General features: G+C 68.7%; 23 protein-coding genes and 1 riboswitch. Of the genes, 10 read left to right on the plus strand and 13 right to left on the minus strand.

Annotated elements, in window-relative coordinates; all coding sequences use genetic code 11:
* Position 1 precedes the first annotated feature (1 nt).
* Complete coding sequence (locus tag AC1Z3O_RS28535; protein WP_483519693.1) at positions 2-745, plus strand: DUF1045 domain-containing protein; 744 nt, start codon at positions 2-4, stop codon at positions 743-745.
* Positions 742-1,341, plus strand: a complete 600-nt coding sequence (gene phnN, locus AC1Z3O_RS28540; RefSeq protein ID WP_483519694.1) for a phosphonate metabolism protein/1,5-bisphosphokinase (PRPP-forming) PhnN — start codon at positions 742-744, stop codon at positions 1,339-1,341. Before AC1Z3O_RS28535 ends, phnN begins: the two co-directional genes overlap by 4 nt.
* Positions 1,342-1,576: 235 nt before the next feature.
* Here the strand turns inward: phnN and AC1Z3O_RS28545 are convergent, their stop codons facing one another.
* From AC1Z3O_RS28545 to phnC, 4 genes are all read right to left on the minus strand, one after another.
* On the minus strand, positions 1,577-2,104 hold the full coding sequence (locus tag AC1Z3O_RS28545; protein WP_483519696.1) for a phosphonate degradation HD-domain oxygenase: 528 nt from the start codon (positions 2,102-2,104) through the stop codon (positions 1,577-1,579).
* A gap of 153 nt (positions 2,105-2,257) precedes the next feature.
* Positions 2,258-3,052: a phosphonate ABC transporter, permease protein PhnE gene (gene phnE / locus AC1Z3O_RS28550; RefSeq protein WP_483522058.1), complete on the minus strand. Its 795-nt coding sequence runs from the start codon at positions 3,050-3,052 to the stop codon at positions 2,258-2,260.
* Positions 3,053-3,136: 84 nt separating this feature from the next.
* On the minus strand, positions 3,137-4,117 hold the full coding sequence (gene phnD, locus AC1Z3O_RS28555) for a phosphonate ABC transporter substrate-binding protein (RefSeq protein ID WP_483519698.1): 981 nt from the start codon (positions 4,115-4,117) through the stop codon (positions 3,137-3,139).
* A 108-nt stretch (positions 4,118-4,225) separates the two neighbouring features.
* The gene (gene phnC / locus AC1Z3O_RS28560) at positions 4,226-5,059 is read right to left on the minus strand and encodes a phosphonate ABC transporter ATP-binding protein (protein ID WP_483519700.1); all 834 of its coding nucleotides are present in this window, start codon (positions 5,057-5,059) and stop codon (positions 4,226-4,228) included.
* A gap of 57 nt (positions 5,060-5,116) precedes the next feature.
* Between phnC and AC1Z3O_RS28565 the strand changes: the two genes are divergently transcribed.
* Positions 5,117-5,287: a hypothetical protein gene (locus AC1Z3O_RS28565; protein ID WP_483519702.1), complete on the plus strand. Its 171-nt coding sequence runs from the start codon at positions 5,117-5,119 to the stop codon at positions 5,285-5,287.
* A gap of 44 nt (positions 5,288-5,331) precedes the next feature.
* Here the strand turns inward: AC1Z3O_RS28565 and AC1Z3O_RS28570 are convergent, their stop codons facing one another.
* The gene (locus tag AC1Z3O_RS28570) at positions 5,332-6,900 is read right to left on the minus strand and encodes a methyl-accepting chemotaxis protein (RefSeq protein ID WP_483519704.1); all 1,569 of its coding nucleotides are present in this window, start codon (positions 6,898-6,900) and stop codon (positions 5,332-5,334) included.
* Positions 6,901-7,029: 129 nt separating this feature from the next.
* The gene (locus AC1Z3O_RS28575) at positions 7,030-8,766 is read right to left on the minus strand and encodes a putative bifunctional diguanylate cyclase/phosphodiesterase (protein ID WP_483519706.1); all 1,737 of its coding nucleotides are present in this window, start codon (positions 8,764-8,766) and stop codon (positions 7,030-7,032) included.
* Positions 8,767-9,106: 340 nt separating this feature from the next.
* Between AC1Z3O_RS28575 and AC1Z3O_RS28580 the strand changes: the two genes are divergently transcribed.
* Together AC1Z3O_RS28580 and AC1Z3O_RS28585 are read left to right on the plus strand one after the other, a co-directional pair.
* A complete protein-coding gene (locus tag AC1Z3O_RS28580; RefSeq protein WP_483519708.1) occupies positions 9,107-9,973 on the plus strand; it encodes a LysR family transcriptional regulator in 867 nt (288 codons plus the stop codon).
* 169 nt (positions 9,974-10,142) lie between these two features.
* Positions 10,143-10,269: riboswitch (glycine riboswitch) on the plus strand.
* A 49-nt stretch (positions 10,270-10,318) separates the two neighbouring features.
* A complete protein-coding gene (locus AC1Z3O_RS28585; protein WP_483519710.1) occupies positions 10,319-11,626 on the plus strand; it encodes a D-amino acid dehydrogenase in 1,308 nt (435 codons plus the stop codon).
* A 41-nt stretch (positions 11,627-11,667) separates the two neighbouring features.
* On the opposite strand, the gene AC1Z3O_RS28590 is transcribed toward AC1Z3O_RS28585, so the two are convergent.
* Positions 11,668-12,126, minus strand: a complete 459-nt coding sequence (locus AC1Z3O_RS28590) for a MarR family winged helix-turn-helix transcriptional regulator (RefSeq protein WP_483519711.1) — start codon at positions 12,124-12,126, stop codon at positions 11,668-11,670.
* A 60-nt stretch (positions 12,127-12,186) separates the two neighbouring features.
* Here AC1Z3O_RS28590 and AC1Z3O_RS28595 point away from each other — a divergent pair, with 60 nt between their 5' ends.
* Complete coding sequence (locus tag AC1Z3O_RS28595) at positions 12,187-12,663, plus strand: PaaI family thioesterase (RefSeq protein ID WP_483519713.1); 477 nt, start codon at positions 12,187-12,189, stop codon at positions 12,661-12,663.
* Positions 12,664-12,717: 54 nt separating this feature from the next.
* On the opposite strand, the gene AC1Z3O_RS28600 is transcribed toward AC1Z3O_RS28595, so the two are convergent.
* Positions 12,718-14,178 carry a M20/M25/M40 family metallo-hydrolase gene (locus AC1Z3O_RS28600; protein WP_483519714.1) on the minus strand — a complete coding sequence of 487 codons (1,461 nt, stop codon included), beginning with the start codon at positions 14,176-14,178 and terminating at the stop codon, positions 12,718-12,720.
* 132 nt (positions 14,179-14,310) lie between these two features.
* Positions 14,311-15,948, minus strand: a complete 1,638-nt coding sequence (locus AC1Z3O_RS28605; protein ID WP_483519716.1) for an acyl-CoA synthetase — start codon at positions 15,946-15,948, stop codon at positions 14,311-14,313.
* Between the two features lie 234 nt (positions 15,949-16,182).
* Between AC1Z3O_RS28605 and AC1Z3O_RS28610 the strand changes: the two genes are divergently transcribed.
* Together AC1Z3O_RS28610 and AC1Z3O_RS28615 are read left to right on the plus strand one after the other, a co-directional pair.
* The gene (locus tag AC1Z3O_RS28610; RefSeq protein WP_483519718.1) at positions 16,183-16,905 is read left to right on the plus strand and encodes a Crp/Fnr family transcriptional regulator; all 723 of its coding nucleotides are present in this window, start codon (positions 16,183-16,185) and stop codon (positions 16,903-16,905) included.
* Between the two features lie 82 nt (positions 16,906-16,987).
* A complete protein-coding gene (locus tag AC1Z3O_RS28615; RefSeq protein ID WP_483519719.1) occupies positions 16,988-17,680 on the plus strand; it encodes an AraC family transcriptional regulator in 693 nt (230 codons plus the stop codon).
* A 67-nt stretch (positions 17,681-17,747) separates the two neighbouring features.
* Here AC1Z3O_RS28615 and AC1Z3O_RS28620 read toward each other — a convergent pair whose 3' ends face one another.
* The 4 genes from AC1Z3O_RS28620 to gtdA form a co-directional block, all read right to left on the minus strand.
* Positions 17,748-19,031: a 3-hydroxybenzoate 6-monooxygenase gene (locus AC1Z3O_RS28620; RefSeq protein ID WP_483519721.1), complete on the minus strand. Its 1,284-nt coding sequence runs from the start codon at positions 19,029-19,031 to the stop codon at positions 17,748-17,750.
* A gap of 35 nt (positions 19,032-19,066) precedes the next feature.
* A complete protein-coding gene (maiA, locus tag AC1Z3O_RS28625) occupies positions 19,067-19,711 on the minus strand; it encodes a maleylacetoacetate isomerase (RefSeq protein WP_483519723.1) in 645 nt (214 codons plus the stop codon).
* A gap of 11 nt (positions 19,712-19,722) precedes the next feature.
* Positions 19,723-20,427, minus strand: coding sequence for a fumarylacetoacetate hydrolase family protein (locus tag AC1Z3O_RS28630; RefSeq protein ID WP_483519725.1), 705 nt, complete (start codon positions 20,425-20,427; stop codon positions 19,723-19,725).
* Positions 20,428-20,635: 208 nt separating this feature from the next.
* Positions 20,636-21,700, minus strand: a complete 1,065-nt coding sequence (gene gtdA, locus AC1Z3O_RS28635) for a gentisate 1,2-dioxygenase (protein WP_483519727.1) — start codon at positions 21,698-21,700, stop codon at positions 20,636-20,638.
* Positions 21,701-21,803: 103 nt separating this feature from the next.
* On the opposite strand from gtdA, the gene AC1Z3O_RS28640 reads away from it, so the two are divergent.
* Together AC1Z3O_RS28640 and AC1Z3O_RS28645 are read left to right on the plus strand one after the other, a co-directional pair.
* Entirely contained in the window at positions 21,804-22,079 is a 276-nt protein-coding gene (locus AC1Z3O_RS28640) for a hypothetical protein (RefSeq protein ID WP_483519728.1), read from the plus strand.
* The gene (locus AC1Z3O_RS28645; RefSeq protein ID WP_483519730.1) at positions 22,076-23,428 is read left to right on the plus strand and encodes an MFS transporter; all 1,353 of its coding nucleotides are present in this window, start codon (positions 22,076-22,078) and stop codon (positions 23,426-23,428) included. Before AC1Z3O_RS28640 ends, AC1Z3O_RS28645 begins: the two co-directional genes overlap by 4 nt.
* Positions 23,429-23,456 lie beyond the last annotated feature (28 nt).

The raw sequence follows: 23,456 nt of genomic DNA on the forward strand, positions 1-23,456 counted from the left end.
CATGCCCCAAGCCCACCGCTACGCCGTCTACCTGGCACCGGCCGACCCGTTTCGTGACATCGGCAGCCGCTGGCTGGGCCGCTGCGCCGATACCGGCGGCCCCCTGCCAGGCCCCCAACCCGATGATCCGCGCCGCGCGGCGTGGACCCGCGAGCCCGCCCACTATGGCCTGCACGCTACGCTGAAGGCGCCTTTCCGGCTTGCCGACGGCCACACCGCCGCCATGCTCGATGCCACCGCGCGCGCTTTCGCCCGGCGCCAGCAGGCCTTCGCCGCGCAGCTCGCGCTACGCGACCTGCGCGGATTCCTCGCCTGGTGCCTGGCCGACGCGCCCGAGGCGCACGAGGGTCGCCGCCGCATGCACGCGCTGGCCGACGACGCCGTGCGCGACTTCGACGTCTTCCGCGCGCCGCCCACGGCCGAGGAAATCGCCCGCCGCCGCCCGGAACGGCTCAGCGCCGCCGAACGCGACATGTTGACGCGCTGGGGCTACCCCTATGCGTTCGACACCTTCACCTTCCACATCACGCTGACCGGCTTGCTCGACCCCGCTGCCCAGTCCGAGGCATCGACCCGGCTGCGCACACTGGCGGGCGCAGGGACGCAGGCACCGATGCCGGTCGACCGCATCAGCCTCTACGTGCAGCCCGAGCCTGGCGCAGACTTCCTCGTCGCGCGCCACTATGGCTTCGATGGCGGCACCGTGGATGGCGCCGGTGCACACTACCTCGGGAGCGAGGCATGAACGGACTGCAGACGTCTCCACCCATGCCGCAAGGCACCGCGCCGGGATCGCTGTTCTACCTGATGGGTCCATCCGGCAGCGGCAAGGACTCGCTGCTGCGCTCGCTGCGCGACTGCCTTGGCGCATCCGACCCGGTGCTGGTGGCGCACCGCTACATCACGCGCGACAGCGATGCCAACGAAGCCTCGGTATCGCTCACGCCGGCCGAATTCGCCCGGCGCTCGGCGCTGGGCTGCTTCGCCCTGCAGTGGCACAGCCACGGCCTTCACTACGGGATCGGCATCGAGATCGAGACCTGGATGGCACGCGGCATCTCGGTCGTGCTCAACGGCTCGCGCGAGCATCTCGGCGAGGCGCACGCCCGTTACCCGCATCTGCACGCCTTGCACGTGCAGGTACACCGCAACGTCCTGGAAACCCGGCTGGCGCAGCGCGGCCGGGAGGCCGGAGAGGCCGTGGCAGCGCGGCTGGCGCGTGCCACGCGGCCCTTTGCCGTGCCGACCGGCTGCCGCCTTACCGAGATCGACAACAGCGGCCCGCTGGAACGGGCCGCCACTGCGCTGCTTGCGCTGGTTCGCCCTCCCCTGGCCGCCTGAAGACGTCAGCGCAATGCTGACGCGGATGCGGATGCCGTGCTCGACAAGGCCGAGGCGGCAATAGAACTGGTGCGGCTGCGCGGCGAAAGCCACTGGGTCCCCGCCTCTGCGGGGACGACGGTGACAAGCTTCCTCGCTCAGCCTGACCGCCTTGGTCTTCTCGCCCGGCTCCGCCTCGCTGCCGGCCACGTGCCGGCACAGGCCGCCGGCGCTCATTGCACCTACCTCATTGCACCTACCGCGCGCAGCGCGCCGCCATGGCGAGATAGTGGGCCAGCGGTGGCGTAGCCAGGCCAATCACCTTGGCCAGGTCATCATAGCGGCGCAACCGCGTGGCCGCCTGCGCGTACGGCCCGGCGCCGAACGCAGCCGCCTGCGCCGCGTCGAATGGCCCGCCCTGCAGTGCCAGGCTGTGCTGCGAGGCGGACGACAGGCTCGCGTGGTAGGCAGGATCGCTTGCGCACAGATAGCGCTTGGCGGCCACGTGCAGGCGCACGGGCTCGGTCACGTCTGCGCCGAACAAAGCGGCCAGCGCATCCGCGCCCGCCTCCTGGTGGCGCATGTCCGTGGTACTGCTCTCGGCGAGCATCAGGTGGCCGACATCGTGCAGCAAGGCCGCGACGATCAGCGCTTCGGGCTCGCCCGCCTGCTCGGCAAGCAGGGCGCACTGGAGCGCATGCTCGGTCTGGCTGATGGCTTCGCCACCGTAGTAGGCAGCGCCGTATCCGGCGAACAGGGCTTCGATCCGTTCCAGGGTCAGCATGATGGCAACAGGGGAAAAAAATAGCGGCGCGGAATTGCGCCGGATGGGGTGGTGAAGGCTTGTGGACCGAGATCGGGACCGGGCTCGGGGGCGGACACATGCGTCCGCTCGCCGGATAGACGACGCGCTTCCCGCGCGCGCCCGGCCCGGTAATCACACTAGCAGCTTGCGGATCTGCGCCGACAGCAGGTCGATCGCGGTCACGAAGGCGATGACGATGATCATCACCGCGCACGTCTGTGCGTACTGGAAGCTGCGGATGATCTCCCACAGCAAGGTACCGATGCCGCCCGCGCCAACGATGCCCACGACCGAGGCGGAACGCACGTTCGACTCGAAGCGGTACAGCGAGAACGAGATCCACAGCGGCAGCACCTGCGGGATGACGCCGAACACGATTTCTTCCAGCGCACAGGCGCCGGTGGCCCGCACGCCCTCGACCGGGCGCGGGTCGATGGCCTCGACAGCCTCGGAGAACAGCTTGGCCAGCACGCCCATGGTGTGTACCCAGAGCGCCAGCACGCCGGCGAACGGACCCAGTCCCACGGCAACGATGAACAGCATCGCGAACACCATCTCGTTGATGGCGCGGCAGGCATCCATCAGCCGCCGCATCGGCTGGTAGACCGCGGGCGGCACGATGTTGGACGAGCACAGCAGGCCCAGCGGCACCGCCATCACCACAGCCAGGAAGGTGCCCCAGATCGCGATCTGGACGGTCACCACCATCTCGTCGAGATAGTTGCGCCAGTCGCGGAAATCGGGCGGAAAGAAATCGGCGGCGAACTTGGCCATGTTGCCGGAGTCGCGCAGCAGGTCCAGCGGACGCATGTCGGCGCCCTGCCAGGACAGCGCCAGCAGGGCGAGCACGATCGCCCAGGCCAGCAGGAGCGGGAGCGAATTGCGTGGCGGGCGGGCCGGCAGCTTGGTGGTGGCGGTGGAGGACATGGCGGGCCGGGGAGAAGTGGACATCAATAACATCAGAAGGGAATGCGGCACGGCCCGGCGCTGGCGCGCCGGGCCACGGTGCGCTTACTGCTGCGCCGAGGCGGCCTTGTCGAGTTCAGCCAGGCGGCGGCTCACGTCGGCCAGGCGCTTTTCCTTGTCGGCTGCGTCCAGCGTGGTGTCGCTTTCGATCTTAGCCTTCTGCTTGGCCAGATCGATCTGGCGGATCGGCAGGAGCTGGGCGTCGCTCGAGGCACGGAAACCCCGATAGGTCAGCGCGGCCAGGGCCTGCTTCTCGTGTGCATCGCCACTCTTGCCGTAGTTGACGAAGAAGGCCTTGATCTTGTTCTTCAGGTCGGCCGGCAGGTCCTTGCGGTAGACCATCGGATCGGCGGGGATCAGCGGCGACTTCCACAGCACGCGCACCTGGTCATAGGCATTCTTGCCCGTGTTGATGCGGTAGCGCTCCATGTTCTCGGTATTGTTCACCGCCACGTCGACCTGCTTGTTCAGCACGGACAGCAGGTTGGTTTCATGGTTGCTGATGCGCACCGCCTTGAAGAGGGTCTTGGGCTCGACATGGTGGGCACCCCACAGGTAGTAGCCCGGCACGGCGGTACCCGAGGTGGAGTTGGGATCGCCCGCGCCGTAGCTGAGTTCCTTGCCGTGCTTGAGCACGTCGTCCAGCGTCTTCAGGTTGCTGTCCTTGTTGACGATCAGCAGCGACCAGTAGCCGGGGTTGCCGTCCTTGTCGATGACGGAGGCGAAGATTTCGCCGTTGGCGCGGTCGACGGCCTCCATGGCCGACTGGTTGCCGAACCAGGCAATCTGCACCTTGTTGAAGCGCATGCCCTCAATGATGCCGGCGTAGTCCGAGGCGAAGAAGGGCTTCACCTGCATGCCGAGCGTCTTGCTCAGGTCGTCGATCACCGGCTGCCAGGCAGCCTTCAGGTTGGACGAGGTCTCGGTCGAGATCAGGCCGAGGTTGATCGTCTTGCCCTCCTGGGCGGCGGCGGGCAGGGCGATGGCGCTCAATGCGAGCACCGCGACAAAGGTTCTGCGAAGCATGGACAACTCCGTTGGGGGATGGGCACTACAGTGGAAATCGGATAGGGACCGCGGATAGGGACCGACCTAGGCCGGCCGGCAACGGGCGCGCGCGGCGCCCGTTGCGCCTCAGGCCGCGACCAGGGCCGCCGGCGCGCACAGTGGTGCGTCACTGGCCGGGGCCGCGGGCTCCAGCAGCTCGGCGGCGTCGGTGCCGTAGAGCTCACGCAGCATGTCGGCGGTCAGTGCCGCCGAGGGGCCGTCGTAGACGATCTTGCCGTGGCGCAGCGCGACCACGCGCGGGCAATAGCGCATGGCCACGTCGACCTGGTGCAGCGAGACCACCACCGCTGCCCTGCGGCTGCGGTTGATCTGCGCCAGCAGCTCCATCACACGCCGCGCAGACTCGGGATCCAGTGAAGCGATCGGCTCGTCGGCGAGGATGACGCTCGCGTTCTGCACCAGCGTGCGCGCGATGGCCGCGCGCTGCTGCTGGCCGCCCGACAGCGTAGCTGCACGCTGAAACGCATAGTCGTCTATACCAACCTGGGCAAGCGCATCAAGCCCGGCGTCGATCTCCTCGTGACGGAAGAAGCGGATCAGGCTGCGCCATAGCGGGATGCGCGGCAGCATGCCCGTCAGCACATTGGTGATCACCGGCAGGCGGCCCACCAGGTTGAATTGCTGGAACACGAAACCGATATCGCTGCGCACTTGGCGCACATCGCGCGCCAGCCGCCCGTCGCGCTGCACGCAGCGACCGTTGACGAGCACCTCGCCGCAGCCGGCATCGGCGCCGACGAAACCGGCCACATGGCGCAGCAGTGTCGACTTGCCCGAACCCGAGGCGCCCAGCAGCGCCACCATCTCGCCCGGCGCCACCGTCAGTGTGACGTCGTCGAGGGCCTTGCGATCCACCCGGAATGATTTAGACAGCCCGCGCACTTCAATCGCATGGGTCATGCCGCTCTCCTTGCTTGAACAGATGCGCAGATTCTGGCCGGCAACGATGACAAAACGATGAAGACGGCCGACCAAATTGCAGCCGTTTTCTGCCACCTTGCAGTCATTTTGCAGACATTTGCCAGACATTTAGCAGGCATTCGGCAAACAGACATTCGACCCACTGGCCGGACCGATCGCCAGCTGCGCGGCGACGCCCGCCGCGACAGCCACGTCGCCGTGCGCTGAGCGGCGCGGCCGGGGCGGGGCGCGCCGCCGCCGCGGCAGCTCCCTCAGTCCGCCAGCATGAAGACGTTGACGCAATCCTCCAGTTGCTGCGCCTGCCGCTCCAGCCGGAACGCGCCCTCGGCCGCCTGTTCGACCAGCGCGGCATTGCCTTGTGTCAGCCGGGCGACCTGCACCACCGCCTGATCGATATTGCCGATCTCCTGGCTCTGTTCCTGGCTGGCGTGAGCGATGGCGGCAACCGACGATAACAACTTGCCCATGGTGTCCGCGACGCCCGCCATCGACGCACCTGCCGCCGTCGCGGCTGCGCCGACCACCGCAATCCCCTGCCCCGACTCGGCCAGCAGCAGCTTGATCTCCTTGGCCGCCGCCGCGGTCCGCTCCGAAAGGCTGCGCACTTCGCCTGCCACCACGGCGAAGCTGCGCCCGGCCTGGCCCGCGCGCGCGGCCTCCACGGCCGCATTCAGCGCCAGGATATTGGTCTGGAAAGCGATGCCGTCGATCAGGGACGCGATCTCCTCCACCTTGCGCGACTGCCGGTGCAGGGCCGCGGCGATATCGACCACCTTGCGCACTTCGTCGTTCGCGACCGCAGTCGCCGCCGACGCTTGCCCCGCAGCATCGTGCATGCCGTCCGCGCCGACCGCGTTGCGGCGCGCGCTCTCCGTGATCTGCGACAGGCTGGCCGTGGTCTGCTCCACCGTAGTGGCCTGTTCCTCGTTGCGCTGGGACAGATCAGCGTTGTGGTCGGCCTGGTTCCTGGCGGCGACGCGGATCACGTCGACGGCCGTGCGCGCGTCGAGCAGCACGCCGATCAGCTTGGCGTTCATCTGGTTCAGCACCCGCCCCAGCATGCGCGTCTCGGTATCACCGTGTTCGGGGAACTGGCATTGCACCATGCCCGTCGACACCGCGAATGCCGTCTCATTGAGCTGCTTCAGTGGCAGCAGTACCTGGCGCGACAGATAGACCGCCGCACCCAGGCAGATGACCGCCCCCGCGGCAAAGAGCGACCACACCAGCGTGGCGCGCTCCGCGCCGCCGGGCAGCATCGCCGCCACTGTCTCCAGCAGCATGACCAGCACCAGCGCCAGTATCACTCCCCACAGGCGGAGATAGACCGGGCACGCCAGCGCCCTGCCGGCAAGGCCAGCCAGCCCGGTGCGCTCGACTTCGCCCCGCCGTATCACGAAGCCCCGGTCATCGCCTGCGCGGATCTTGCGGTACAAGGCATCGGCGGCGTCGACCTGCACGCGCGTGGGCTTGGTCCTGACCGACATGTAGCCGATCTTCTGCCCCGACTTGAACACCGGCGTGACATTGGCCAGCACCCAGTAGAAGCCGCCGTCCGCACGCCGGTTCTTGACCACCCCGGTCCACGGCCGGTCGGACTCCAGGGTCCGCCACATGTCGGCGAACACCTTCGCCGGCATATCGGGATGGCGCACGATGTTCTGCGGCTCTCCCAGCACGGCCTCGCGCGCGAAGCCGCTGCTGCGGATGAAGGCGTCGTTCGCATAGGTGATCCGGCTCGCCGTGTCCGTGCGCGTGACGATCACCTCGCCGTCCGGCAGCACGTACTCTTCATTCTTGATCGGTAGATTCTCGCGCATTGCCTTGCCTGTTGGTCGATTCGCGCGCGCCGCCCCGCCACTGCCGCAGCAGGTGTGGGCCAGTGCCAGCCGTTCCCGGCGCGCGAACGGGGTGGGCTGGCGGAACAACAAAGAGCCGCCGGCAGGCTGCTACCAGCCCCCGCCTGCGCCCCGTGTCCTCAGGTAGTGCACCAGTTCGCCGATCGGCATGGGCCGCGCCAGCGCAAACCCCTGCGCGAAACGGCAACCTTCGGCCATCAGGAAATGCAGTTCCTCGCGCGTTTCCAGGCCCTCGGCGATCACGCCGACGCCCAGCGCAGATGCCAGGTGGATGATGGCCCGGATGATCTTGGCCGAGTACGCGCCATGACGGATCCCGGCGATGAGCTGGCGCGCGATCTTGAGCGAGGCGACCGGGATATGCCCGAGATAGCCCAGGTTCGAGTAGCCGGTGCCGAAATCATCGATATAGATCTCGATCCCGGCCCGCGTCAGGCTTTCCAGCGCATTCGAGGTACAGTCGCCCTCCCGGATCAGCGCGCCTTCCGTGATCTCGATCTTCAGCGCGCCGGGCGGCAGGCCGATGCGGGCCAGCAGGGCCTCCAGCTTTGCCGCCAAACCGCTGGCGTGTAGTTCGTCGGCCGGAATATTGACCGACACGCTCAGATTCGTGCCGACTTCGTGGCAGGTGCGCGCAATGTCGCTGCAGGCGCGCTCCAGCACGAAGTCGGTCAGCTTGCCGCCAAGCCCGAGGTCATGCACCACCGGCAGGAATTCAATCGGCGGCACCGGCCCGAGGCTCTTGGAGTTCCAACGGATCAGCGCCTCCACGCCTACCACCTGTCCGCTCTGCAGGTCGAACATGGGCTGGTACGCCACCCACAGCTCATCGGCGCTGAAGGCACGGCGTATTGCCTGGTAGATCTGGTGATAGCGTTCGGCGTTGCGCTTGAGGGTTGGCGAATAGTGCTTGGTGCGGCCGCGCCCCTCGCGCTTGGCCTCGTACAGGGAGATGTCCGCCTGCTTGAACAGCGCCTTGCTGTCGCCGCCGTCGTCCGGAAAGCGGCTGACGCCGATGCTCGCCCCGACGTAGAGCGTCATGTCGGGCAGCACGATGGGCGCTTCGACCTGGTCGGAGATGCGCTGGAGAATGGCTTCGCGGTCCTCGTCCGTCAGCGGGCCGGCCAGCGCGATGGTGAATTCATCGCCGCCCAGCCGGGCCACGATATCGCACGCCCGCACCGCGCCGGCCAGCCGTTCCGCCACCTTGGTCAGCACGCGGTCGCCGACGTCATGCCCCAGCGCGTCATTGATGCCTTTGAACCGGTCCAGGTCGATCAGCAGCAGCGTGACCCCCTGGCAGCGTTCGCTGCTGGCCGACAACAAGGCATCGAGGCTGTCGAAGAAGCTCGCCCGGTTGTGGAGCTTGGTCAGGTCGTCGTAGCAGGCCAGCTCGCGCAGCCGGCGTTCGGACTCCAGGCGGAAGGTCACGTCGCGCCCGGCGGAGACGAAATGGGTGATGCGTCCGCAGGCGTCCCGCAGCGGGGTTATCACTTTCTCCTCGGAGAAAAGAGACCCACTCCTCCTCCGATTAACGAAAACCCCGCTGAATGATTTTCCCGCACTGATTACCGACCACAATTCCCGATAAAACTCATCGCTCATCTCTCCAGATTTCAATATCGAGAGCGAATGACCGATGACATCGGCGCGCGCATATTCCGTCAGCAGCTCGAAGGCACGATTGACATAGATAACACGGCCATTTGACTCCGTGATGACAATCGAATCGCCTGCCTGTTCCATGGCGAATGCATAGATCGACAGATTGTCGTCCAAGCACGCTGTACCGCCCCACCCCGCTTCGCCGGCACACTTGAGCTGCATCGCCGCCTTTTCCCCGTCACTGAAGCCGGACCGGTCTGCCGCGCAAATCGGATCCGGAAGCCCGCTCTAGTGGCGGGCGTGGTATTTATTCTGAACAACCCAGAGCAAAGCATTTGAATTTCTACAATAAAAATCCGACGAAATTCAGGCGATACTCAACATTATTTTTTAAACTATTCTGCAATGTGCCCGACTCTTTTGTCCGGAGCACATGCACCCCGAAAACAGGACTCCCGCACTCCTGCCTTTGACTTAACTCAACCCGGGGCGCAGCCAGTATGTGTATAGTCGCGCGGCATGTAAAGCAAGATAAATTGATGCGGAGGCAGTAGTTTTCCTTATGGGACGCAGACCCACCATCGAGCAGTTGCGCGTGTTTATCGCGGCCGCGGAGCACCAGAGCTTCACCCTGGCGGCGCGCGCCACGCACAAGACGCAGGCCGCGGTCAGTATGCAGATGCGACAGCTCGAGGACATCGCCGAGGCCAAGCTGTTCGTGCGCGGGGCGCGCCAATCGGCGCTTACCAGCGCCGGCGAAGCGCTCTACGCCTATGCCAAGGAAATGATCTCGCTGGAGGCCGAGGCCTGGGGTGCGATGCGCCACCGGGCCAAGACCCGCTTGCGCGTAGGCGCTCCCGAAATCTACATGCCGCTGCTGGTCGACGCCTTGCGCGACTTCACCAACGCTCGGCCGGATGTCTGCGTCGATCTCTTCTCCGCGCCCACGGCGCAACTCGCGAAACGATTGAAGGACGGGCGCATCGATGTGGCGATCGGCGTGCGCGGCAGGCATATGGACGGCGAGCTTCTCTGCAAGCAGGCGCTGCGCTGGGCCGTGCACGGCTCGGCGTCCGAGATCTGGTTGCGCAGACCGGTGCCCATTGCCTTGTTCGAGCCCGGCAGCACCGCCCGCACCCATGTGCTGGACGCGCTGCAGCACACCCGGGTCCGCTACCTCTGCGTCCACGAGAGCAATTCATTGGCGGGCATGCTCGCGGGCATCAGCGCCGGCATCGCGGTGGGCGCGGTTCCGATACAGGCAGCGGGCAGCGCGCTGAGGACCCTCGGCCCCCTCGACGGGCTGGCCGACATCGAACCGCTCGACATCGTCGTCGCTGCCGGCGCCGGCCACTGCTTGCCCGAGCGCCAGGCCTTCCTGGCTGCGCTCACCGCGGGATCCCGCCACTGGAATATGAGTCTCCAGTAGCGCCGGCAGCGGCCACCCGCCGTCTGCAAGCGGCATTTGCCGCACTTGCCGCACCGGCGCGGTACATGCTATGGTGCGCTTTCCAGGAGAACGGGACAAAACGGCCAGCAGCCTGGCCCGTCCCTGCCGAAGGCGTATCCCCGAAACGCTCAGGTACAGAAGACTGGACACCAAACGAACTGGAGAGCGCCGCGCCCCGGGTTGCAAACCCGCCAGGGTTGGCGGCCGCCGAAGGGGCAAGCCGACGTCCGGGTGGACCAGGCGAATCTCTCAGGCAAAAGGACAGTGGGGGCAGACGTGCCAGACGGCGCGCCTGCCCCTTTTTGCTTTCCTGGAGCCAGAGAAATGAAAGTCATCGTGATGGGTGCAGGCGTGATCGGCGTGGCCTCGGCCTGGTATCTCGCCAAAGCGGGCCACGACGTGGTGGTGCTGGAGCGCAACGCTGGCGCGGCGCGCGAGACCAGCTTCGGCAACGGCGGCCAGATCTCGGTCAGCCATGCCGAGCCCTGGGCCAACCCTGCCGCACCGTGGAAGATGCTGCGCTGGCTGGGCCGCGAAGACGCCCCGCTGCTGTTCCGCCTGCGCGCCGACCCGGCGCAATGGTCCTGGGGCCTGAAGTTCCTGCGCGAATGCTCGGCGCGGCGCTCCACCCACAATATGATCCAACTGCTGAACCTGGGCACCTACAGCCGCGCCAGCCTGCAGGCGCTGCGCGCCGAGACCGGCATCGAGTACGACCACCTGACGCGCGGCATCCTGCATTTCTATACCAGCCAGAAGGAATTCGACGCCGCCATCGAGCCGGCCCGCGTCATGCGCGAGCTGGGCTGCGAGCGCCAGGTGATCGGCACCGACGAGGTGGTACGCATCGAACCGGCGCTGGCTGCGATCGCGCCGCGGCTGGCCGGCGCCACCTTCACCAGCGAGGATGAATCGGGCGACGTGCACCGCTTCACCACCGCGCTGGCGGCGCAATGCGAGGCGCGCGGCGTGCGCTTCCGCTATGGCGTGCGCGTGCAGCGCCTGCACGCCGACGGCGGCGGCATGCGCGCGGTGGAATATGCTGACGAAAGCGGCGCCTACCAGCTGGAAAGCGCCGACGCCTACGTGCTCGCCCTGGGCAGCTTCAGCCCGCTGCTGGCACGCCCGCTCGGCGTCAAGCTGGACATCTACCCGGCCAAGGGTTACTCGGCCACGCTGCCGGTGCTGGACCCCTCGTGCGCGCCCAGCGTGAGCCTCACCGACGACGAATACAAGCTGGTGTTCTCCCGCTTCGGCGACCGCCTGCGCATTGCCGGCACGGCGGAACTGAACGGCTATGCGATGGAACTCAACCCGCTGCGCTGCGAGGCCATCGTGCGGCGCACGCTGGAGATCTTCCCCGGCATGAGCCGGCCCGAACTGGCGCGCTACTGGACCGGCCTGCGCCCTGCCACGCCCGGCAACGTCCCGTATATCGGCGCCAGCGGCGTGCCGGGGCTCTACCTGAACACGGGACACGGCACGCTGGGCTGGACCCACGGCTGCGGCTCGGGCCGGGCCATCGCCGACATCATCGGCGGGCGCGCGCCGGAGGTGGACTTCGCCTTCACCGGCGAGGTACCCCGGGCGCGCACCGGGGCCGCCGCCGCGCCGCGCTCGGCGGCGCACTGATGGGCTCGTGCCGGCACCGGCAGACGGTGCCCGCTGCGCGCCTATTCGCCAAGCGCAGCCGCGGTCTCGGCAAACAGCTTCGGCAGCCCGGGCCCGAGCCGCGCCACCAGCGCGCGGTTCGCCAGTGCCCATAGCGCAAGCGCCTGCTTGAGGCGGAACGCACCCGTCTCGGTCAGCCAGACGGCGCGCCGGCGCCGGTCGGATTCGGAGGTCACGACCTCGGCCAAGCCCGCGCTGGCGAGCTGGTCCACATTGCGCGACATGGTCGACTGGTTCAGCCCGGCACGCTGGGCCAGTGCGGCCAGGGTGTCGTCCGGCGCGGATGCGATCAGGCACATCAGGCTGAACTGCGTGCTGGACAAGCCGGAGGGCGACAAGGCCGAATCCAGCTCAGCCGTGATGCGCCGCGCCACCATGCGCGCGAGCCCGCCCAGATCGGCGTCGAGCGCCGAGTGCGCATCGGTGCGCAGGGTTCTTGGGGCTTGTCTTCGTTTCTCCATGCCACTAGTATATGCAGATACAATCATTGCATCTACATATATTCCACTGAGAGGAGACACATGACATCGCATCGCTATGGCCTGGCCGACCCGGCCCAGATCGCCGACATGAGCGGCAAGGCCGTGCTGCAGGCAATCGTGGACGGCAGCCTGCCGCAGCCACCGATCACGGAAGTGCTGGGCTTCTGGCTGGCCGAGGTCGGCGACGGCTTCGCCGTCTTCGAAGGCGAGCCGACACCACACCTGCTCAATCCGCTCGGCACGGTGCACGGCGGCTGGGCGCTGACCCTGATCGACAGTGCGACGGGATGCGCCGCGCATTCCCTGCTGCCGGCCGGTTCGGCTTACACCACGGTCGAGACCAAGGGCAATTTCTCCCGGCCGATCCTGCCCGACGCCGGCCGCGTGCGCGCCGAGGGGAAGGTGATCAACCAGGGGCGGCAGATCATCACCGCCGAGGCCCGTGTGCTGGCGGCCGACGGCCGCATCCTGGCCCACGGCACCTCGACACTGCTGGTGCTGCAGCCGCGCCGCTAGAGGCGGGGCGCATGCACGCCCTGCGCCGGCGGTATCACAGGCGCTGCGCCGTCCTTATGGCGCCACCGCGATCACCTGCGCCACCGCGGCTGTCAGTTTCTTCGCGTAGGGCACGTGCAGGAACTCGTTCGGGCCGTGCGCGTTCGACTTCGGGCCGAGCACGCCGCACACCATGAATTGCGCCGACGGGAAGCCTGCCTGCAGCGTGTTCATCAGCGGGATGGTGCCGCCCTGGCCGATATAGGCGAGGTCGTGGCCGAAGTGCGTGTGCGAGGCCTCGTCCATGGCTTGCGCCAGCCACGGCGCGAGCCCGGGCGCGTTCCAGCCGTTGGCGGCGCCTGCTGCGGGCTTGAAGGTGACCTTGGCGTTGTAGGGCGGATCCAGCTCCAGCAGCGCCTTCAGGTCTGCGGCCGCCTGCGCGGCATCGACGAGCGGCGGCAGGCGCAGCGAGAGCTTGAAGGCGGTGCGGGGACGCAGCACATTGCCGGCATCCGCCAGCGATGGCAGGCCGGCCGCGCCCGTGACCGACAGTGATGGCCGCCAGGTCGCATTGAGCAAGGCCTCCTGCGGATCGGCGACGACCGGCAGCACCGGGCGGCCATCGCCGCCGCAGGACCAGGGCATGCCCTTCCACACCGCCTCGCCCAGGATATGCGCGGCGGCCTCGGTCTCGCGCAGGCGGTCGGGCGGAACCGGGCAATGGAAGGCGCCCGGCAGGATGTTGCCGGTGGCCGCATCCTCCAGGCGCTCGAACAGCTGGCGCATCACGCGGAAGCTGGACGGCGCGATGCCGCCGTAGGAGCCCGAATGGATGCCCTCCTCCAGCACCTCGACTTCGAGGTCGCCCACCACCAGCCCGCGCAGCGAGGTGGTCAGCCATAGCTGGTCATAGTTGCCCGCGCCCGAATCGAGGCAGACCACCAGGCTGACCCGGCCCAGCCGCTCGCGCAGCGCGTCCACGTACGGCAGCAGGTCGTAGCTGCCGGATTCCTCGCAGGTCTCGATCAGGCCCACGCAGCGCGGCCGCTCCACGCCCTGCGCGTCGAGCGCGGCCAGGGCCGCGATGCTGGCGTAGATGGCGTAGCCGTCGTCCGCGCCACCGCGGCCGTAGAGCCGGCCGTCTTCCATCTTCGGCGTCCAGGGGCCCAGGTCGCGGCGCCAGCCGTCGAATTCCGGCTGCTTGTCCAGGTGCCCGTACAGCACGATCGTCTCGTTGGCACCCGAACGCGTGGCCGGCGTTTCGAAATAGAGCAGCGGCGTGCGTCCCGGCAGGCGGATCACTTCCAGCTTCAGGCCACGCACCGGCTGGCGCTCGGCCCAGGCTGCCGCATCGGCGATAACGCGCTCCAGGTAGCCGTGGTCCGCCCAGGCGGCATCGAAGGCCGGGCTCTTGGCGGGTACGCGGATGTAGTCGGTCAGCGCGGCGACGATTTCGTCGTCCCACTTCCGCTCGACGAATTCGCGCAGCGCGGCGGCATCGAGCGCGCGGATCGGTTCAGCCGTATTGGAGGTCATGGGGAGGTCCTGGCAGGTGGGAAGCGGCCCTGGCGGGCCGTGCCGAACATTGTCGCACAGGGGCAGCGCGGGACACAGGCGGCGGCATGCCGCCGCTGTGCCCCGCGGGCCGGACCAGCCCCGAGGGCCGCCTTAGACGTCGATGGCCGAGTCCGACTTGACCTTGCGGCGCAGCTCGAACTTCTGGATCTTGCCGGTCGAGGTCTTGGGCAGCGGCCCGAAGTAGATCGCCTTGGGCACCTTGAAGCCGGCCAGCAGCGTGCGGCAGTGTGCCATCAGTTCCTCTGCGGTCGCGCTTGCGCCCTCCTTCAGCTCCACGAAGGCGCACGGCGTCTCGCCCCACTTGGCATCGGGCTGGGCCACCACGGCCGCCGCCAGCACCGCAGGGTGCCGGTAGAGGGCGTCTTCCACCTCCACGCTGGAGATGTTCTCGCCGCCGGAGATGATGATGTCCTTGCTGCGGTCCTTGATCTTCACGTAGCCGTCGGCCGTGCATACGCCCAGGTCGCCCGTGTGGAACCAGCCGCCGGCAAAGGCTTCGCGCGAGGCCTTCTCGTTCTTCAGGTAGCCCTTCATGCAGATGTTGCCGCGGAACATGATCTCGCCGATGGTCTCGCCATCGGCCGGCACAGGCTGCATGGTGTCGGGATCGAGCACGGCCACCTGCGACTGCAGGTGGTAGCGCACGCCCTGGCGCGCCTTCATGACCGCGCGCTCCTCCTGCGACAGCGCGGTCCAGCTATCCTGCTCGGCGCACACCGCGGCCGGGCCGTAGACCTCGGTCAGCCCATAGACATGGGTCAGGTCGAAACCCATCGCCTCCATCTGCGCCAGCACCGCGGCCGGCGGCGGCGCGCCGGCCACCATGCCGCGCACGGGTCCGCGCAGCCCTTCGCGCCAGGCGGGCGGCGCATTGACGAGCGCGGTGTGCACGATCGGCGCGGCGCAGTAGTGGGTCACGCCCTCCTCGCGCATCAGGTCGAAGACCAGCTTGGGCTCGAACTTGCGCAGGCAGACATTGACGCCCGCGCGCGCCGCCACAGTCCAGGGGAAACACCAGCCGTTGCAGTGGAACAAGGGCAGCGTCCACAGGTAGACGGCGTGCTTGGGCATGTCCCATTCGAGGATGTTCGAGACGGCATTGATCGCCGCGCCCCGGTGGTGGTAGACCACGCCCTTCGGATCCCCGGTGGTGCCGGAGGTGTAGTTCAGGGCGATGGCGTCCCATTCGTCGTCGGGCAGGCGCCAGGCGTACTCGGGATCGCCGCCGGCCAGGAAGCTCTCGTAGTCGGTCTCGCCGAAGGGCTGGGACGGCTCAGGGCCGAGCGCGTCGTGCACCGCGATCACCTTCAGGCCCGGGATTTCGAGCGCCATCTGGCGCGCCACGTCAGCGAACTCGGTGTCGGCCAGCAGCACGCGCGCCTCGCCGTGGCGCAGCATGAACACCAGGTTGGCGGCATCGAGGCGGATATTGAGCGCATTGAGCACCGCGCCGGCCATCGGCACACCGAAGTGGGCCTCGACCATGGCCGGCGTATTGGGCAGCAGCGCCGCCACCGTGTCGCCCTTGCCCACGCCTGCGGCGGCCAGCGCGCTCGCCAGCCGGCGGGTGCGGGCATAGGTGTCGCGCCAGTTCTGGCGCACGGGACCGTGCACGATCGCCAGCCGGTCGCCGTACACCTCGGCAGCGCGGGCGATGAAGTCGATCGGAGTCAGGGGAACGAAATTGGCCGGATTCTTGCCCAGGCCCGTCTCGAAGTCGGTTGGCATAATTGGAGTCTCCGCTTGCACCGGCGCGGTCTGCAGCCGGCTGCTGTTACTTTTTGCGCTGCAAGGCTATCATCGCACACGCCGCCGCACTGTCGCCTGGATGACAGTGCGACGGTGCGACGCGCCCGGCGCATTTTGGCGCCCCTGCCGCCCTTGCTGCCTTTTTTCTCTTTTTTGCTCCCTATTTACTTGCCGCCACCAGCCTCGCCTCTCTCCTCGCCACCTCTCCGCGACATGACCACCGACGTTCCGTCCTCCGCCACCACCGGCTCGCCGGCCCAGGCCGCGGCGCTGCTCGCCGGGCACGAGTGGTTCGCCGCGCTGGCGCCGGCGCACCAGGAGCTGGCGGCGCGGCAAACCCTGGCGCTCGACTACCCGGCCGGCGCCTATATCGCCCGCCGCGGCGAAACGTCGCGCTACTGGATCGGCGTGGACACCGGCCTCATCAAGCTGGCGGTCTATACCGCCGACGGGCGCGGCTGCACCTTCTCCGGTGTGCCGGCTGGCGGCTGGTGCGGCGAAGGCAGCGTGATCAAGCGCGAGCCGCGCCGCTACGACGTGATCGCCATCCGAACCTCGCGCGCGCTGCTGGTGCCGGACGATGTCTTCCATACCCTGCTGAACGAGAGCCTGCCCTTCGCCGCCTTCGTGGTACGGCAGCTCAACGAGCGCATGGGCCAGTTCATCGCCATGGTGCAGAACGATCGGCTACTGGGCGCCGACGCGCGCGTGGCGCAGGCCATCGCACAGTTGTTCCACCCGGCGCTCTATCCGCGCACCAGCGCGGTACTGGAGCTGTCGCAGGAAGAGATCGGCCTGCTGACCGGGCTGTCCCGCCAGCGCGTGAACCAGGCCCTGCGCCGGCTGACGGCGGACGGCATGGTCGACCTGTCTTACCAGAGCATCCGCGTCACCGACCTGGAGCGCTTGCGCCGCTTCGGGCTGTCGGAACTATGAGCGCGCCACGCCCCGCTGTCCTTGCCCTGTCGCGCTTGCCTTGTCGCGCCGATGACAATGACGGCGCCCCGGCCGGCATACAATGAAGGAACGGCACGCCGCCACGCCCGATTTCCGTTCCGCCATGGCCTTCCTCAGCAGCTCCGAACTCCGCCTCACCCGCCTGCGCTTTCCCTTCGCAGTGCGGGTGGAAGCGCTGCGCGGCGTGGTGCGGCTGCACGATGCCAACGCGCGGCGCGAGGTGCGGCCCGGCAATCCCTTCGTGGTGCCCGCCTTCGCGCATTTCGACTGCGACCTGCTGGCCGCACCGGCCCGGCCGGTCGAACTGACCCTGACCGCCGTGCCCGACGAGGCGTGCCCGCGCATGGTGGCGGCCAGTGGCCAGGAAAAATACTGGTCGCGCGCGCTGGCGCGGGCAATCTTCCTGCAGCCGCGGCTAGCGTGGAACGCCGGCCTGGCGGCCGACCGCTGGCATGTGCCGCCGCGCCTGGTGCGCGCGCGGCTATTTGCCGAAGGCGAAGCGCTGCATGCGCTGCTGCGCGAGCAGCGGGTAGCGCATGCGGTCTACGCGCTGGCCGCGCCCGTGCTGGCGCCCGAGTCGGCGACAGCGGCCGGGCTGACCCGGCTGGCCCAGGCCGCGGGCCTGCGCGACGCCGCCGCGCTGGCGAATGCCTGCGCCAACCTGCACGGCGTGACACCGGACTGCCTGCTGGCAGTGCCCGGTCCCGCCAGCGGCCTGCACGCGCTGCCCGGCTGGCATCCCGCCGCCGCTTGATGCGCCATGGCTGCGCCCTGGCTGCGTTAGCGCGGGCGGCCCAGGGGCCGCAACGCAAGTACCGCGCTCAGGCCGCCCGGGCCAGCTCCGGCGCCACTTGCGGCACGCCGCCGTCTGCCAGACAGCGGGACGGCGTCCAGTCGTAGAGCCAGGCCACCGCGTCATAGAAGCCTTCGGGCGAGCGCCCCTTCCACAGCGCGTTGCGCACCAGCCGCTCCACGCCTGCCGCGTGGTAGAGACGGCCCATCTCGCGGACCGACAACACCACCCGCGCGGTGCGCGTGATGCGCGCCTGCTGGTAGAGGCGGAAGGCTGCGGGCAGGTCGAAGTCGCAGGCCTTCACCGCCTCGCCTAGGGTCACCGCGTCTTCCAGCGCCATGCAGGCGCCCTGGGCCAGGTACTGCATCATCGGGTGGGCGGCGTCGCCCAGCAGCGTAGCGGCGCCGCTGCTCCAGTTGGCCACCGGCTCGCGGTCGGCGGTGCTCCAGCGCCGCCAGGAGGTGGGACGGTCCAGCAACTGGCGCGGGCGGGCATGAATGCCGCCGAAGTAGGACAGCACCTCTTCCTTGCTGCCCTCGCGCACGCCCCAGGTCTCGGTCTCGCGGCTATGGAAGGTCACCACCAGGTTGTACAGCTCGCCGCCGCGCAAGGGGTAGTGCACCAGGTGGCAGTTCGGGCCAGCCCAGACCACCGGCGCGTTCATGCGCAGGTCCTCGGGCATATCGGCGACGGGCACCACGGCGCGGTAGACCACGTGGCCGGATACGCGCGCGGTGTCTCCTACCAGCGCCTCGCGCAGCACCGACTTGACGCCATCGCAGCCGACCACGGCACAGCCCTGCCAGGCGCGCCCGTCCGCCGTGGCCACGCGCGCGCCTTGGTCGTCATAGGCCACTTCGCTGACACGCGCCGAGGTATGAAAGCGCACCAGCGGCTCGGCGCGCACGGCGTCGAACAAGGCACCGTGCAGGTCGGCGCGGTGGCTGACCGCATAGGGATTGCCGAAACGGCGGCGGAAGTCCTCGCCGACGGGCACCGAGGCCACCTCGGCGCAATCCACCGCGTCCAGCATCAGCAGCCGCTCGGTGAACACCGCCTGGGACCGCACGGCCTCGCCGACACCCAGCGCATCGAGCGCGGCAAAGGCATTGGGGCCAAGCTGCAGGCCCGCGCCGATCTCGCCGATCTGCTCGCTCTGCTCCAACAGCTCGCTGGCCACGCCCAGGCGTGCCAGCGCCAACGCCGTGGCCAGGCCGCCGATGCCGCCGCCGATGATGATGACCGGCGCGCCGGTCCTGCCCTGTGCAGGCCCGTTCTGGTTGATCGTTGCGGAAGGAATGGGGGATGTCATGTCTGTCTCCAATCTTTAGTCGAGGCCCCGCACGCCTATTCGGCGTCGGATTGCACCGCGGGGGCGGCGCGCGCGAACGCGTCGAGGGCGCCGGCACGCTCGGCGATGCCGGCAAGCGTGGGCCAGAGGCCCATATCGATGCCCATGCGGCTGGCGTTGAACACCTGCGGCACGATGCAGATATCCGCCAGCGTCGGATTGTCACCGCAGGCGAAGCATCCCGTGCGCGGATCGGCGGCGAGGCGGCGCTCCAGCGCGTCGAAGCCGGTCTCGATCCAGTGGCGGTACCAGGCCGCGCGTCCCGCTTCGCCCACACCCGGCAGGCCTTCCACATAGGCCAGCACGCGCAGGTTGTTGAGCGGGTGGATATCGCAGGCGATCTGCAGCGCCAGGCTGCGTACATAGGCGCGGTCCGCGGCGCCGGCCGGCAGCAGCGGCGGCAGCGGATGGCACTCGTCGAGATACTCCATGATGGCCAGTGACTGCGTCAGGACCTGGCCGTCCGCCTCCAGCGCCGGCACCAGTTGCTCGGGATTCAGCGCGGTGTAGGCCGGCGCGAACTGCTCGCCGCCGCCGCGCCGCAGATGCACCGGCACCGCTTCAAAGGCCAGCCCTTTCAGGTTCAGGGCGATGCGTACCCGGTACGAGGCCGAACTGCGGAAATAGGTGTGCAGCTTCATGTCCGTCGGCCTCAGACCACAGCAACTTCCAGCGCCGGGAAGCCGTCGAGCTTTGCCACCATGCGCTGGCCGGCGCGCACCGCGCCTACGCCTTCGGGCGTGCCGGTGAAGATCAGGTCGCCCGGCTCCAGCCGGAACAGCGTCGATAGATTCGCGATCACCTCCGGCACCGACCAGATCAGCTTGGCCAGGTCGCTGCTCTGGCGCACCTCGCCGTCCACTTCCAGGGAGATTGCCCCGCGCGCCAGATCGCCGGTCTCGGCCAGCGTGCGGATCGGGCCGATCGGCGCGGAGTAGTCGAAGGCCTTGCCCACTTCCCAGGGACGGCCCTGCTCGCGCATCTGCATCTGCAGGTCGCGGCGCGTCATGTCCAGGCCGAGCGCAAAGCCGTAGATATGCTCTGCGGCCTGTTCCACGGCGATATCGCTGCCGCCGCGGCCGATCGCCACCACCAGCTCCACCTCGTAGTGGTAGTTGGCGGTGCGCGGCGGGTAAGGCAGCTCGGCGCGCGTGCCGGCCGGCACCGGCACGATCGAAGCCCCGTCATTGGGCTTGCAGAAGAAGAACGGCGGCTCGCGGTCGGGATCGAAACCCATCTCGCGGGCATGGGCGGCGTAGTTGCGGCCGACGCAGTAGACGCGGCGCACGGGGAACTGCTCCTGCGAGCCCACGATGGGCAGGCCGACGGTGGGGGTGGGGGCGAAGGCGAAGGTCATGGGTAATCCTCGAAGATAAATGGCTTGGAACGGCTGGTTTGGGGATGCGTTGGAATCTGCGGCTGCGCCCGGCGGATGGTGGGCCGAAAGTGGATGCGAGGGCTGGCGCTGCGCGACCGTCAGCGCAGCCGCCAGCGCCTGCTCTCACCCCCGGCGCCTCTTCCGCAAGCGGGAGAGGGGAGCCAACCGCCGGCGCGGGCGGCGGCGCTCAGGCCTCCAAGAACTGCTCGCGCAAGATTCCGAGCGCCATCTGCACCGGCCGGTCGGAGTAGCTGAACAGCACGGTTTCCGCCTCGGCCTCGAGCGAAAGGGTTGCCCAGGACGGCACGACGAAGATGTCCTGCGGCCGGAAGGCGAAGCGCTCGCCGCCGATGACGGCCGTACCCTGCCCTTCCACGGCGCAGTAGATGGTGCCGTCCGTGCTGCGGTGCGGCTTGCCGCGGTAACCCGCCGGCAGCAGTTGCAGGAAGGTGCCGATGGTCGGCATGGGCCAGCCGCCATCGCTCGGATTGACATACCGCAGCTTGAAGCCATGCCAGGCGTCGGCGCCGCCATCGCGCTGCAGGCGGTCGAGGGCCTCGCGGCTGCGCGCATACGGGTAATTGAAGATGGGCGAGTTCTTCATCGCGCCGATCTGGCGCACCGGCGCCATGTTGTAGCCCCAGCGGTGAAAGCTGTTGCCTTCCGGGCGGACGACCTGCTGCGAGGCCGCGCTGTCGTTCTCGGCGAAGCCCGCGTCGAAGAAGCGCAGCATGGGAATGTCCAGGCCGTCGAGCCAGACCACCGGCTCGGCGTGGCCGTCCATGCCCAGGTTGCCGTGGTCGTGCCAGGTCCACGAGGGCGTGATGATGAAGTCGCCCGGATGCATGGTGGTACGCTCGCCGTCGACCGTGGTATAGGCGCCCTTGCCATCGACGATGAAGCGTAGCGCCGACTGCGTGTGGCGGTGCGAAGGCGCCACCTCGCCGGGCAGGATCAGCTGCAGGCCGGCGTAGAGGGCCTGCGTGACGGCCGACTGGCCCGGCAGGCCGGGATTCTCCAGCACCAGCACGCGGCGCACCGCCTCCTCGGCGGTGATCAGTTCGCCGGCCTGCATCAGCCACGGGCGGATGTCACGGTAGCGCCACAGCGCGGGCCTGCAGGCGGGCCTGGGCTCGGATGGCACCAGCGTGTGCAGGGAATCCCACAGCGGGCTCAGGTGCTGGGCTTGGATCGATTCGCGGAATTCGCGCAGCGCCTGGCGGCGCGGATCGCTGGAAGGAACGGCTTGCAAGTTCGTCTCCTGTAGTTCCTGTCGTCCGGCGCGCCAGGTGGCGCCCCGGGATGTCCGTTGCAGTCTAGGCAGGCGCCTGCGCCGGCGCCATGCAGTCGCTTCGATGCCCCCCATCGAAAACGCCGATGACGCTGCGTGCCCTTGCACGGCAAGGGCTGGCGGCCACATCGATGGCATCGATGGCGCCCATCGAACGGGCTTTATGGACATCGCCGGCCCGCTGCCTAAGATCGTCGGTACTTCCGCCGCCACCCGGCGGGAGGCGCGGGCCCCGCCCGCGCCGGACGCGGCCACGCATGCCGCGCCACATCACAAGATCGAGCCGGATCGAGCGATCGAATCATCGAAGCTTCGGCCGGCCGGACAGGAGACACCGTGAAAGCCATCGCCCCCTCGCGCATCGAGGACTTCATCGATACGCGCCCCTTCTCCCCCTTCCAGCGGACCTTGCTCGTCCTGTGCTTCCTGGTGGTCGCCATCGACGGCTTCGACACCGCGGCCATCGGCTTCCTGGCGCCGGCCATCCGCGCGGAGTGGCACATCGCGCCGGCCGCCATGGCGCCCTTGTTCGGCGCCGGCCTGTTCGGCCTGATGGCGGGCGCCCTGGTATTCGGACCGCTGGCCGACCGCTTCGGACGCAGGACGCTGCTGGTGGCCACCACCGTCTTCTTCGGCCTGGCCAGCCTGGCCTCGATGCTGGCGCCGGATCTCGGCACGTTGATCGTGCTGCGCTTCCTGACCGGCCTCGGCCTCGGCGGCGCCATGCCCAACGCCATCACGCTCACGTCGGAGTACTGCCCGCGGCCGCGCCGCTCGGGCCTGGTCACGCTGATGTTCTGCGGCTTCACCATCGGCTCGGCCCTGGGCGGCATCGCCTCGGCTCAATTGCTGCCGGTGATCGGCTGGCGCGGCGTGCTGGCGCTGGGCGGCATCCTGCCGCTGCTGCTGGCGCCGGTGCTGGCGCTGCGCCTGCCGGAGTCACTGCGCTTCCTGGTGGCGCGCGGCCGCGCGCCTGAGCGCGTGCTGGCGATCGCGCGCCGGCTGGACCCGGCCCTGCCGGACACCCACCGCTTCGTCCCCGACACCGCCAGCGCCGCTTCCCCGGTGTGCGAACTGTTCCGCGGCGGCATGTTGACCGGCACGCTGCTGCTGTGGGTCACCTTCTTCGCCAGCCTGCTGATCGTCTACCTGGTGTCGAGCTGGACGCCCACGCTGCTGGCCAGCATCGGCGTACCGCTGCAGCGCGCCGCGCTGGTCACGGCGATGTTCCAGGTGGGCGGCACCGTGGGCGCCATCGCCCTAGGCCGGCTGATGGACCGTTTCGATCCCTACCGCGTGCTGGGCACCGCCTACCTGGCGGCGGCCGGCTTCATCGTGCTGTGTGCCGGTTCGGCCGGCTCGACCTGGCTGCTGGCCGCCGCCATCTTCGGCGTGGGCTTCTGCGTGAGCGGCTCACAGGTCGGCGTGAACGCGCTGACGGCCGCCTACTACCCGACCAGCAGCCGCGCCACCGGCGTGAGCTGGTCGAATGCGGTTGGCCGCTGCGGCTCCGTGCTGGGCTCCATGGCGGGCGGCAGCATGATGGCGATGGACCTCGGCTTCCAGGCCATCTTCAGCGCGCTGGCGGTGCCGGCGGTGGTGGCCGCCGCGGCTCTGACACTGATGGGGCTGCTGACGCGCCACCGCGCCCGCGCCGCCACGGCGGTGCTGGCCGTCGGCGAGAGCTGAACCGCCCCCGCCACCGCCGCGGCGTGCG

This window comes from Cupriavidus sp. 09_S30, from assembly GCF_056930435.1.